Here is a 12488-nt window from a genome sequence, read left to right on the forward strand (position 1 = left end):
CCGAGCGCCCCGCCGGGATCACCATCCGGCCTCCTGCTCCTCGTCGGCGAACACGATCTCGCGGCGCCTGCGAATCATCGGGAGGACGGCGACGACGAGCGCTGCCACGGCCAGGGCCAGGAACACTGCGGAGATCGGCCGGGTCAGGAAGACCGACGCGTCGCCGCGGGAAATGATGAGCGCCCTGCGCAGGTGCTCCTCGAGCAGGGGGCCGAGGACGAAGCCGAGCAGCAGCGGCGCCGGCTCGCAGCCGCACTTGATCAGGATGTAGCCCAGGATCCCGAAGAACGCGATCGCGTAGACGTCGTACGCGTTGAAGCTCAGCGAGTAGGTGCCGATCGCGGCGAACAGGATGATCATCGGGAACAGCACCTGGTACGGGATGCGCAGCAGGCGCACCCAGATGCCGATCAGCGGCAGGTTCAGCAGCACGAGCAGCACGTTTCCGATCCACATCGACGCGATCAGGCCCCAGAACAGCGCCGGCTCGTTGGTGATGACGTTCGGGCCGGGGGTGATGCCGTGGACGATGAACGCGCCGACCATCAGCGCCATCACCGGGTGGGCGGGCAGACCCAGGGTGAGCAGTGGAATGAACGACGTCTGCGCGGCGGCGTTGTTCGCCGACTCGGGGCCGGCGACTCCCTCGATCGCGCCGCGTCCGAACTCCTGCGGCCGCTTCGAGATCCGCTTCTCGACGGCGTACGAGGTGAACGAGGCCAGCACGTGGCCACCGCCGGGCAGGACGCCGAGCGCGGCGCCGAGACCGGTACCGCGCGCGATCGGGCCGACGATCCGGCGGCGGTCCTCACGGGTCGGCCAGAGGTTCCGCACCTTGCCGACGATCGCCGTGCGGGTCTCCTCGTTCTCCAGGTTGCGCAGAATCTCGGCCACCCCGAACATGCCGACGGCGACCGACACGAAGTTGATGCCGCCGTACAGCTCGCGCTGGTCGAACACGAACCGGGGCGTGCCGGTGTAGATGTCCTGGCCGACCGTGCCGAGCAGCACGCCGAGCGCGATCATCGCCAGTGCCTTGAGCGCCGATCCACGCGCCAGCGTTATTGACACGATCAGGCCGAGCAGCACGAGCGAGAAGTAGTCGGCCGGGCCGAACTTCAACGCGACGCTGGCCAGCGGTGGGGCCGCGACGGCCAGCGCGACGGTGGCCACCGTACCCGCGATGAAGGACCCGACCGCGGCGGCGGCCAGGGCCGGCCCGGCCCGGCCCTGCCGGGCCATCTCGTACCCGTCCAGCGCGGTGACCGCCGCCGAGGACTCGCCGGGCAGGTTGATCAGGATGGCGGTCGTCGAGCCGCCGTACTGCGCGCCGTAGTAGATGCCGGCCAGCATGATCAGCGCCGTCACCGGCTCGAAGCTGAACGTGATCGGCAGCAGCATCGCCACCGTCGCCGTTGGCCCGATGCCGGGCAGCACGCCGACCGCGGTCCCGAGCAGCACTCCCACGAAGCAGTAGAGGACGTTCTGGACCAGGAAGGCGGTCGAGAAGCCCAGCGCGAGGTTGTCGAGAAGTTCCATGCCTCAGTCCGGATGCCGCGTCAGAGCCCCAGCCACGGGCCCCATAGCGGGATCCGCAGCTGAAGTCCGACGACGAAGATGAGCGTGCTGGCCGCGGTCAGACCGGCGGCCACGGCCACGGCCGTGAGCAGCCGTACGCGTGCGCTGGCCAGCGTGGTGAGCAGGGCGGTCACCGCCGACGTCGGCACGAATCCGAGGCGCCGGACGGTGAGTCCGAAGAACAGGACCGCGAGCACGATGGCGGCGACCGCACGCCATGGGACCGGTCCGAACGAGATCCCCTCACCGGCGACGAGTCCCTTGATGATGATCGCCAGGCCCAGGGCGGCCACGGTCGCGCCGACCAGCAGCGGGAAGGCGCCGGGGCCCATCCGCAGTGGGGCGCCCAGCTCGTAGCCGAGCGCCACCCACACGAATGCGCCACCGATCAGGACGAAGAGTCCCCCGGCGAGGACGTCCGGGAACGACCGACGGCGTTCCACCTCAGGAGACCTTGACCCCGGCGTCAGCGATGATCTTCGCCCACGTGCCGAGCTGCTCCTCGAGCTTGGCCCGGTGCGCCTGCGGGGTCGCGTCCTCGGCCGGGACCGGCGCGGTGCCGAGCTTGGCCATCTGGTCGATGACCCCCTGGTCGGCCAGTGCCACCTTCAGCGCCTCGGACAGCTTCTGGACGACCTCCTGCGGCGTGCCGGCCGGGACGTAGAGACCGTGCCACACGCTGACCTGAAGCTGGGGCAGCCCGGCCTCGGCCGTGGTGGGCAGGTCGGGAAGGCTCTTCACCCGCTCCGGCGTGGTGACCGCGTACGCCTTCACCTTTCCTGCGGCGATCTGGCCGCTGGTGTTGGTCGTCTGGTCGCACATGAAGTCGACCTGGCCGCCGACGAGGTCGGTCAGCGCGGGGCCGGTGCCCTGGTACGGGACCTCCTGGAGCTTGACACCGGTGGCGGTCTGGAACAGCAGGCCGCACAGGTGGGATGCGGCGCCGATGCCAGCGTTGGCCAGGGTGACCTTGTTGGCGTTCGCCTTCACGTGGGTCACGAGGTCCTGGAGTGTCGCGGGCGCGAAGTCCTTGCGGGCGACGACTGTCATCGGCACCTCGGTGACGAGTCCGACCATCTCGAAGTCCTCGAGCGGCTTGTAGCCCAGGTTCTTGTACAGGGCTGGCGCCGTCGACATACCGATGTGATGCATGAGCACCGTGTAGCCGTCCGGATCGGCCCGCGCGACGTCGCCGGCGCCGACCGTGCCGCCGGCGCCCTCGACGTTCTGGACGACGATCTTGGCGCCGAGCTTGGCGGCCATCGGCTCGGCGATCATGCGGGTGACGGTGTCTGTCGGGCCCCCCGCGCTGAACGGCACGACGATCGTGATGTTCTGGTCCGGGTAGCCTTCGGCGTCGCCTCCGCCGTTGGCGCCTCCGTTGCCGGAACAGGCGGCGACGAGCGAGACGACGCCGATCGCGGCGACCATCCGCGCGGTGGCCCGGTACCTGCTGGTCTCTCGCACAGCGGCCTCCTCATCAGCGCATGCGCATGTCTCAGTGAGCGAGTGGACCTCAGTCTCGACTGGCCGGGACGCGGATGGTGTCAGAGGAATCCCAAGAACTTGAGGGCTGACACGAGGGTCGACCCGGGCCGTAGAATCCGCTGGTATGCGGATAACCGTCATCGAGGATGACGACCGCGTGGCGCTGGGTCTGGTGACCGTCCTGACCCAGGCGGGCTTCGAGGTCCACCGCATCGCCACCGCCGCGGAGGCCGTGCGCGCCGCGCCGTCCGACGTGGTGCTCGTCGACCTGGGTCTGCCCGACGGCGACGGACTCGACGTGATCCGGAAGCTGCGTGACCACCCGCAGACCGCGGTCATCGCGGTCACCGCACGGTCCGAGGAGCACGAGCGGGTTCGTGGCCTGCGCGCCGGCGCTGACGACTACATCGTCAAGCCCTTCGGCATCCCGGAGTTGCTCGCCCGGATCGACGCCGTCCTGCGGCGCACCCGGGCGGCTCGCGCCCTGAGCCAGTCGGACGAGCCGCTCCTGCTCGGCCCGATGCGGATCGGCGTGGGCACCCGCGAGGTCACCGTCGACGGCACGCCCGTGCCGTTGACCCGCAAGGAGTTCGAGCTGCTCCTGCTGCTGGCCCGGCGGGCGCCCAACGTGGTCAGCCGCGACGTCATCCTCGACCAGATCTGGGGCGCGACCTGGGAGTCGTCGAGTCGCACCCTGGACACCCACATCGCGGCGATACGGCACAAGCTGGGGCCGGACGTGGTCATCCGCACGATCCACGGCGTCGGCTATCGGCTCCTGGCCGACCAGCCGGAGCTGATCGGCTGACACGCCGTGCACCGCCGCCTGCTCGTCGTCCTCGTTCCCCTTGCGGTGCTGCTCGTCGCGGCGCTCGGGGTGCCGCTCAGCGTCACCGTGGCCGAGCGGGAGATGCAGGAAACGTACGTCAACCGGCTCAACGACGTCGGCCGGTTCGCCTCGCTGGCCGAGACCGCGCTGTCGACCGGGCGGACCGAGGCGCTCCAGCAGGAACTGACGCGCTACCACGAGCTCTACGGCATCCCGGTCGCGCTGGTCGACACGTCCGGCGAGGTGTTGCTCGGACCGGCCGGCGCGTACCAGGAGGCGGCACGCGCCGAGCCGACGTTGCCCCGGATCGTGACCGCGGCGCTGGCCGGGGCGCGCTCCGAACCGTCCTGGGAATGGGCGCCGTGGGACGATTCGGCACTCGTTGTGGCCGAGCCGGTTGGCCGGGACAGTGAGGTGGTCGGCGCCGTCGTGACGATCTCCGACCTGTCGAAGACGCGCGAAGCCATCCTCGTACGCTGGGCCCGGCTCGCCGGGCTGGGGCTGCTGCCGTTGATCGCGTTGGCGGCCGTCGCCTGGCCGGTGTCGGCGTGGGTGCTGCGGCCGGTGCGGAAGCTGGACGCGGCGACCTCGCGAATCTCCGAAGGCGACCTGACGATCCGCGCCGACGCCGAGGCCGGCCCGATCGAGCTGCGGCGGCTGGCAGAGTCGTTCAACACCATGATGGACGCCGTCGAGAACGCCGCGCAGCGGCAGCGAGCGTTTGTGTCCGATGCGTCGCACCAGTTGCGCAACCCGTTGACCAGCCTCCGGCTCGCGGTGGAGAGCCTCGCGCCGCACCTGCGGCCGGAGGGCAGCGGACGGCAGGTGTACGACGTCGCCGTCGACGAGCTGAAGGCGATGCAACGGATGTTGAACTCGCTGCAGGCCAGCGCGCGGATGGAGAGCATGCGGACGGCGTCGCCGGTGGATCTCGACGAGGTGCTGGCGACCCGGGTGGTCCGGTGGCGGGCGTTGACGGCGACAGCGGGGCAGACACTGGCGGTCGACGTGCCGCCGGGGCTGCGGCTGCTGGAGCCGCCGGGCGGACTGGGCAGCATCCTCGACGAGCTGATCAGCAACGCGTTACGGCTCTCGGGCGCGCGGACCGTGGAGGTGAGCGCCCGCGTTGTTCCCGGTGGTGCGGGCGCCGGAAACCGCAACGGCTCCACGGTCGGAGGGGTGGTCACCATCTCGGTCCGCGACGACGGGCAGGGGCTCGACGTGTCCGAGCAGGCGCAGGCGCTACGACGGTTCTGGCGGTCGCCGCGGCACCAGAACGTGTCCGGTACCGGCCTGGGACTGGCGATCTGCGCCGACCTGGTCGGGGCGGCCGGGGGCGAGCTGCGGCTGGAGGAGGGCCTGCCGCGTCCGGACGGGTCCGGGCACGGGTTCGCCGCAGTGGTCGCGTTGCCGGTCGTTCCGCAGGTGGCGTCGTCGGCCGGCGCCCCGGCGCCGTCGCCGGTCTGAGGACCCGGTCTCTTCGCCAACCTGCCGCTGTCTCTGGTCAGCGCTTGCGGTCGCGGAACCAGGCCACCGCGCCCGGATGGAGCGGAACCGATGCGGTGGAGATCCCGGTGCGTACGTTGATCTGCCACGCTTCGGGAACGGCCGCGGCGTCGCCACGGCTGGCGGAGGTGATCGTGCCGGTGTGCGTGAAGATCGTGTCGGTGATGGCGTAGACCAGGTCGCCGGGCAGGTCGTTGCGCGCGAGCAGCACGTTCGGCACGGCGACGGTGCGGGTGGCCGGGACGCCGGCGTAGGCGGTCGCGTGGATCGTGGCGGGAGCGTAGGGACCCGGGTACGCCGTGAAGAGCGCGTCCGCCTGTGCGTCCAACGGGATCAGCCGGATCGGGTGCCGCTGAGCCAGCTCCGTGATGGCGGGTGTCGGGACGCCGGTCAGGGAGAACATCGCGTCGATCCTGCCGTCGCGCAGCGCCGCCGCCGATTCGGCCTGGCTGAGGTACCGAACGTCGGCGTTGACCGGGCCGAGCTCCAGAACCCGCAGCGAGGTGAACTCCGTGCCCGAATCGCGGGCACCGAGGGACAGACGTTTGCCCTCAAGGTCCCGGAACTCCTCGATCGCCGAACCGGCCATGACCACGAGATGCAGATGACTGTCGTAGAGCCGGCACACCGCCGAGAGCCCCTCGGGCGCGCTGCCGTCGGTCGTGATCACCGCATCCAGACTGGTCAGCCCGAGGTGCGCCGCGCCGGCCCGCAGCATCCGGATGTTGTCGGTGGACGCCCCGCTCGGCACGGTGGTCACCGTGGCACCCGGCACCTGCTCGGAGATGTGTTCGGCCAGCGCACCGCCGATGCGCCGGTACACCGCCCCCGCCGGCCCGGTGGCCAGTCGCAGGTGGACCGTGTCGACCTCGGGCTCTGGGGAGCAACCGACGAGCAGCCCGCCGGCGGCCAGGAGCACCGCCCGCCGGCTGATCCGTGGCTCCGGGTCCAGCACCATGCCGCGATGATACGGATGGTGCCGTCGGTCGCGATGACACCGGTCAATACGGCGCTAGCACGCCACCCTCCACGCGGTCGAGCGCGAGTAGGGCGGCGCCGAGGCTGCCGGCCTCGTCGCCGAGTGCGGCCCGCGCCAGCCGCGGCTCCCGGTGAAACGTGAGCCGCGCGCGCAGCGCCGCCCGGAGCGGGTCGATCAACCCGGCTCCGGCCTCGGCGAGGCCGCCGCCGATCACCATCACCTCCGCGTCGTAGAGCGCCTGTCCGGTGCGGAGCCCGTCGGCGAGCGCGTCGACCGTGTCGCGCCACACCTGCCCGGCGAGTTCCTCCCCCGCGGCGGCCCGCGCGGCGACGTCGGCCGCGGTGGCGGGCGTACCGGTCAGCTCCACGTAACGCCGGCCGACCGCGGCCGCCGAAGCGACCGCCTCCAGACAGCCGAGCTGGCCGCAGCCGCAGCGCGGCCCACCGGGGCGTACCACGATGTGACCCAGTTCGCCGGCGGCGCCGTGCGCGCCCGCGTAGGCCGACCCTCCAACCACGTGCGCGGCGGCGATGCCGGTGCCGATCGCGACGAAGAGCACGTGCCTACTACCCCGCCCGGCGCCGAGCCGGGCCTCCGCCACGCCGCCCACCCGCACGTCGTGCCCGAGCGCCACGGGCAGCCCGAGCCGCGCGACCGCCAGGTCCCGCAACGGTACGTCCCGGAAGCCGACGTTGGCCGACCAGACCGCCACGCCGGCGACCTCGTCGATCACCCCGGGCACCGCGATGCCCACCGCCACCGGAGTCAACCCGTCGGCGCGGGCCTTGTCAGCCAGCCCTCCTGCGACGGACAGGACGGTCTCCACGACCGCCGACGGACCCCGGTCAGCGCCGGTGGCGTGCCGTTCGGTGTGCTGGCTGGTCCCATCCGCCCGGACCAGCGCGGCCTTGATGCCCGTGCCGCCCACGTCCAGGGCGATGACCACCGCGCCTTCACTCACCGCTTCCCCTCGCCCCGCTCGCACCGAGCCTGCTGGTCCGCTCGCCGCGCTCATCGGGGTCGGGCACGGACAACCCGTTCGTGCCCGACCCCGCGTAGCGTCAGCTCAGCCCGCGCCCATGCCTACCGGCGCGGCCGACCGTCGCCGTCCAGCCACGGGTCCTCCGGCCGCGGCCGGTCGAACGTGGGGCGTGCCTGCTGCCAGTGGCCCCGGGTGAAGTCGGGCACCTTGACCGACTTGAAGCCCTTGCCCTTCAGCGACTCGTGGCTGAGCGGGATCACCGAGCACCACGCCGCTGAGTCGTAGACGTCGATGTCGGGGGTCATGCCCAGGCGCATCAACTGGACCATCCGGAAGATGGAGATGAAGTCGCCGCCACCGTGCCCACCGTACTGGCTGGCCAGGTTCTCCAGGGCCGGCCAGATCCAATGGTCGTGCTGGTTCATGATCGTGCTGAAGGCACTGCCGGTCCGCCACGCGTGGTTCGTGTGGCCGAGCGACTCCAGGTAGATCCGGGCGTTGTCCAGTTCCAGTGAACCCCGGGTCCCCGTGAGCGTGGTCTCCCGGCTGTACGGGTGGGGCGAGTTCACGTCGTGCTCGACCCGGATGAACCGGTCGTTGACGGTCTTGATGAAGACCTGCTTGCGGTCCCCGGAGATGTAGGGATCGTCGTCCCAGGCCGGGTGGTCCGCGCCAACCCGCGGGTCCTCCTCGCGGAACAGGGCCAGCGCCTTGGGCCGCGAGGCGACCGCGACGAGTTCGTCGAAGCGATCGCCTCGGTTGATGTCCAGGGAGGCCGAGACCGGCCCGAGCCCGTGCATCGGGTAGTGGGCGGCGTTCATCCGGGTCTGCCAGCGCCGCCGCCAGTGCTCCGGGTAGTAGGCGCCCCCGAAGGTGTACGGCCAGCGCAGGTCGTGGACGTAGCCACCGGAGGCGTGCTGCAACTCGCCGAAAAGCCCCGCCTTGGCCATGTTGAACATCTGCATCTCGGGGCGGAAGTAGTTCACGTTCTCCAGCAGCATGCAGTGCTTGCCGGTGCGCTCGGAGGTGCGGACCAGGTCCCAGATGTCGTCCAGGTGCGGTGCGATGGGCAGCTCGATGGCGACGTGCTTGCCGTGCTCCATGGCCGCCTTGGCCATCGGGTGGTGCCACTCCCACGGCGTGGCGACGTAGATCAGGTCGATGTCGTCACGACGGACGAGCCGCTCGAAGTCCTCCTCGCCGTTGGAGTAGCCGACCGGCTCCTTGTCCTGGAAGCCCTGAGCCATGACTCGGCTGATGGTCTCCGCGACGTGGTCGGGCCGGATGTCGCAGACCGCGGTGATCGTGGAGACGGCGGCCCACCGCATGGCCTGGTCTCCGCCGCGGTTGCCAAGGCCGATGATGCCGACACGCACCTCGTCGAAGCCCTCGAAGGGGACGTTGACCATGGACTTCTCTTTGCCCTTGATCCGGGCAGGTTCGGCGGCGGGCGCCGCACCGGCCGCCGTGCCTGGAAGTAGGGCGCCGCCAAGTCCGGCCGCGGCGCCCAGCGCGCCCACGCCCTTCAGGACGTTACGACGCGACGGGTGGGACCCGGCTGCCGCGGTGGACTCGTTCGGGCTGGCTTCGTTGGGACTCACGTGGATCAGCTCCTCTGCGGGGATGTGACGTGTCACGCGGGCACAATTGCTTAGCCGTGCTGGTCGACGCGGCGATCAGTCAGCGTCGGACCACCCGGCCCGGCTACCTCCGGGCACGTTGGCCCCGAGTGTCGAGCGGTCAGCCGTCGAGGATGACCGACCGGGACAGGTTGCGCGGCTGGTCGGGGTCGAGCCCTGCTGCCCCGGCTCGCAGCAGGCACAACTGTTGGACGCGGACCAGGTCGGCGAGCGGATCCATCTCGGACCACTCGAAGTGACCGCCGGTCGCCCGGACCTGGTCCGCCAGGCCGACGGGAACCTCTCCGAACGCCCAGACGACCCTGCCGGGCGCGGTGATGCTGAGCGGACCGTGCCGGTACTCCATCGCGGGGTAGGACTCGGTCCACAGTTGAGTCGTCTCGCGTAGCTTCAGGGCCGCCTCGTGCGCGAGCCCGACCGTCCAGCCGCGTCCGAGGAAGGTGATCTGATCGGCCGTCGCGGCCGGGCTCGTCGCGTCGGCCCCGCGCTCGAGAACCTGCCGTGCCTGTTCGGCGACCGGACGCAGGTCGTGACCGAGGGCCGCCCGCAACAGCGCGAGGGTGGTCGTCGCGAAGCGGGTCTGTACGACCGAACGCTCGTCGACGTCGCTGAGCACGACCGGACGGGCCAGGCTCACCGCCGGCGATGTTGCGTCGGCGGTGATGACCGTGGTGGGCACGCGATGCCGGCACTGCTTGAGGACGTCGAGCACCTCGGTCGTGGTGCCCGAGCGGGTAATGCAGAGCACCCGGTCATAGCCACGGCCCAGCTGGTGTTCACTGGCCGGCCACGCGTCGGTGCTGCCCTCGCCGGCGCTCTCCCGCAGGGCCGCGTAGGCCTGGGCGATGAACAGCGAGGTTCCACACCCGAGCACCGCGACTCGCTCGCCAGGCTGCGGAAGGTCCATCGCCACCGAGGGCAGCACGTCCAGCACACGGAGCCAGTCATCCGGCTGGGTCTCGATCTCGGCCGCCAGGAAGGTTCCTTCACTCATCGGGTGCCTCGTCCTCATGGTTCATGCGAGCGGGTCTGGAGCGCCTCCAGAATGGAGCGACCTGATCGAATCTGTCAAGAAGGTCGTGGAACCGGTCAGTAACATGCACTGAGGCGCCGGAAGTCGGTCACGGCCTGAGCAGCAGTTACAGCGAAAGACCTTGACGCCACTCAGGAAGGCGACGCAGAATCCCACCAACAGCGGCGTGATCGTGGAAGGTTCCGACGGGAACCAGTCACGAACGATCACAGCCAGCCAGGATTCCGATCACAACTTTGGCGATGTCCCCTGCGCCGGTGGAGGCGGAAATGAAGAGATTCGCGCGTTCGTGGGCGGCCGTAGCGGTTGCCGGCTTGACGCTGACTGGTTGCGGATTCGGCGGCGACGACGGGCAGAGTGCGGACGCACGCACGCTGTCGTTCCTTGTGCCCAGCTACAGCGACGGCACCAAGGCGCTCTGGGAGGGCATCATCGCCGACTTCGAGGCGGCCCACTCGGACATCAACGTGGAACTGGAGATCCAGTCCTGGGACAACATCAACGATGTTGTCCGTACCAAGGTCCAGTCGAACGCGGCACCGGACATCCTGAACATCGACGCCTTCTCGGGCTTCGCGGCGGACGACCTGTTGTACTCCGCCGACGAGGTGGTCTCGGCGAGCACCCTGGCGGACTTCCAGAAGTCCTTTGCGGACAACGCCTCGATCGACGGCACGATGTACGGCCTGCCCCTGATCGCCTCGGCCCGCACCATGTTCTACAACACCGAACTGTTCGAGCGTGCCGGCGTCGCAGCGCCGCCGAAGACGTGGGACCAGCTGCTCGACGCGGCGAAAAAGGTGGCCGGTCTCGGCGACGGCGTCTACGGCTACGGCATGCCGCTGGGCAGCGAGGAGGCCCAGGCGGAAACCTCGATCTGGACCTTCGGCAACGGCGGATCGTGGACCAACGGGTCGGCCATCGCGGTCAACACCCCCGCGACCCTCGAAGCCGTCACGTTCATGAAGCGGATGATCGACGAAAAGGCCACCCAGCCCGACCCCGGGGCGTCTGACCGGACCCCCATGCTGGACGTGTTCATCCAGGGCAAGATTGGCATGGTGGTGGCGCTCCCGCCCACCGTCGGGCAGATCGCCGAGAAGAACCCGAGCCTCAAGTACGCGAGCGCCCCGATCGCCACCAAGGACGGTCAGCCGATGACCCTCGGGGTCGCCGACCACCTGATGGCGTTCAAGAACAAGGGTGACAAGCAGGAGGCGCTCAAGACCTTCCTGGACTACGTGTTCAGCGCACCGGTCTACACGAAGTTCGTCGACACCGAGGGGTTCCTGCCCACCACCAGGTCCGGCGCAGCGGCGCTGGCGGGCAAGACGGAGATCGCGAGCTTCCTCGAGGTCCTGCCGAGCGCCCGGTTCTACCCCAGCACGAACCCGCAGTGGGCGGCGACCCAGGGCGCGATGCAGAGCCTGATGGGGCAGATCGGGCAGGGCAAGAACCCCGGGGCGGTGCTGGATGAAATCCAGGCCAAGGCCAACGGCTAGAGCCTGCGCGGCTGACAAATGACGACCAACCAACTCATGGAAGTGCCGGCACCCGCGATCTCGACGCGTCGTCAGGCACGCCGAGACCTGGTGGCGGCACTTCCATGGCTGATGCCGGCGCTGACCCTGATCGTCACCGTCGTCCTGTTCCCGGCCGGCTATCTGGTCTGGACCTCGACCCGGGACGTGTCGCCGGTCGGGGTGGACCGCGGCTCGGCCGGGTTCGACAACTATGTGACGCTGTTCGACTCCCCCGCGTTGGGCAGGGTGCTGCTCAACACCGCGATCTGGGTGGTCGGCGTCGTCGTGGTGACCGTGCTCGTCTCCATGGCGCTCGCGCAATTCCTGGACAAGGCCTTCCCTGGTCGCCGACTGGTTCGACTCGCGGTCATCGTCCCGTGGGCGGCGAGTGTCGTGATGACGGCCACCGTCTTCTACTACGGACTCGATCCCTTCTACGGGGTCATGAACCAGTTCCTGGTCGACCTCGGGATCTTGGATACCGGGTTCGGCTTCACCCGACAGCCGGTGCCGGCCTTTTTGGTGGCCATGGGAGTGGCGGTGTTCGTCTCGCTGCCGTTCACCACGTACACGATCCTCGCCGGGCTGCAGATGGTGCCGCGCGAGGTGCTGGAAGCCGCCGCGGTGGACGGCGCCGGCTCGGTGCGGACCTATTGGAGCGTGATCTTCCCGGTCCTACGGCCAGCGATCGCCGTCGCCGTGCTGATCAACATCATCAACGTCTTCAACTCGCTGCCCATTCTCCGCACACTGACCGGCAGCATTCCCGGGTACGACGCGGACACCACCACCACGTTGATTTTCAAATACATCCAGCAGGACCGCCAGGTCGAGACGGCGAGCGCACTGAGCGTCGTGAACTTCGTCATCGTCCTCGCGGTCATCGGTATCTACCTCCGGGTTGTCCGGCCGATGAGGGACGAGTGAGCC

At 69.8% G+C, this 12488-nt stretch carries 11 protein-coding genes; 4 read left to right on the forward strand and 7 right to left on the reverse strand.

Translation table 11 applies throughout. From position 1 onward, the window contains the following. Positions 1-18: 18 nt before the first annotated feature. The 3 genes from ACWD5O_RS19975 to ACWD5O_RS19985 are packed head-to-tail and all read right to left on the reverse strand — an operon-like array spanning position 19 to position 3045. Positions 19-1539, reverse strand: coding sequence for a tripartite tricarboxylate transporter permease (locus ACWD5O_RS19975; RefSeq protein WP_354965794.1), 1521 nt, complete (start codon positions 1537-1539; stop codon positions 19-21). A gap of 20 nt (positions 1540-1559) precedes the next feature. After that, the gene (locus ACWD5O_RS19980) at positions 1560-2021 is read right to left on the reverse strand and encodes a tripartite tricarboxylate transporter TctB family protein (protein WP_450086175.1); all 462 of its coding nucleotides are present in this window, start codon (positions 2019-2021) and stop codon (positions 1560-1562) included. Position 2022: 1 nt separating this feature from the next. Continuing rightward, positions 2023-3045: a tripartite tricarboxylate transporter substrate-binding protein gene (locus ACWD5O_RS19985; protein WP_450086176.1), complete on the reverse strand. Its 1023-nt coding sequence runs from the start codon at positions 3043-3045 to the stop codon at positions 2023-2025. A gap of 145 nt (positions 3046-3190) precedes the next feature. On the opposite strand from ACWD5O_RS19985, the gene ACWD5O_RS19990 reads away from it, so the two are divergent. Beyond that, positions 3191-3874 carry a response regulator transcription factor gene (locus tag ACWD5O_RS19990; protein ID WP_354965797.1) on the forward strand — a complete coding sequence of 228 codons (684 nt, stop codon included), beginning with the start codon at positions 3191-3193 and terminating at the stop codon, positions 3872-3874. 6 nt (positions 3875-3880) lie between these two features. After that, complete coding sequence (locus tag ACWD5O_RS19995; protein ID WP_450086177.1) at positions 3881-5362, forward strand: ATP-binding protein; 1482 nt, start codon at positions 3881-3883, stop codon at positions 5360-5362. Between the two features lie 37 nt (positions 5363-5399). Here ACWD5O_RS19995 and ACWD5O_RS20000 read toward each other — a convergent pair whose 3' ends face one another. The 4 genes from ACWD5O_RS20000 to ACWD5O_RS20015 form a co-directional block, all read right to left on the reverse strand. Further along, positions 5400-6359, reverse strand: a complete 960-nt coding sequence (locus ACWD5O_RS20000) for a TAXI family TRAP transporter solute-binding subunit (protein ID WP_450086178.1) — start codon at positions 6357-6359, stop codon at positions 5400-5402. A gap of 43 nt (positions 6360-6402) precedes the next feature. Further along, complete coding sequence (locus tag ACWD5O_RS20005; protein ID WP_450086179.1) at positions 6403-7341, reverse strand: ROK family protein; 939 nt, start codon at positions 7339-7341, stop codon at positions 6403-6405. Between the two features lie 122 nt (positions 7342-7463). Next, the gene (locus tag ACWD5O_RS20010) at positions 7464-8963 is read right to left on the reverse strand and encodes a Gfo/Idh/MocA family protein (protein WP_354965801.1); all 1500 of its coding nucleotides are present in this window, start codon (positions 8961-8963) and stop codon (positions 7464-7466) included. 139 nt (positions 8964-9102) lie between these two features. After that, a complete protein-coding gene (locus tag ACWD5O_RS20015; protein WP_354965802.1) occupies positions 9103-9996 on the reverse strand; it encodes an SIS domain-containing protein in 894 nt (297 codons plus the stop codon). A gap of 353 nt (positions 9997-10349) precedes the next feature. Here ACWD5O_RS20015 and ACWD5O_RS20020 point away from each other — a divergent pair, with 353 nt between their 5' ends. Together ACWD5O_RS20020 and ACWD5O_RS20025 are read left to right on the forward strand one after the other, a co-directional pair. After that, positions 10350-11537, forward strand: a complete 1188-nt coding sequence (locus ACWD5O_RS20020) for an extracellular solute-binding protein (RefSeq protein ID WP_354965803.1) — start codon at positions 10350-10352, stop codon at positions 11535-11537. A 90-nt stretch (positions 11538-11627) separates the two neighbouring features. Next, positions 11628-12485, forward strand: a complete 858-nt coding sequence (locus ACWD5O_RS20025) for a carbohydrate ABC transporter permease (protein WP_450086180.1) — start codon at positions 11628-11630, stop codon at positions 12483-12485. The last annotated feature ends 3 nt before the right edge of the window (positions 12486-12488 follow it).

This window comes from Micromonospora sp. NPDC005161, from assembly GCF_053599855.1.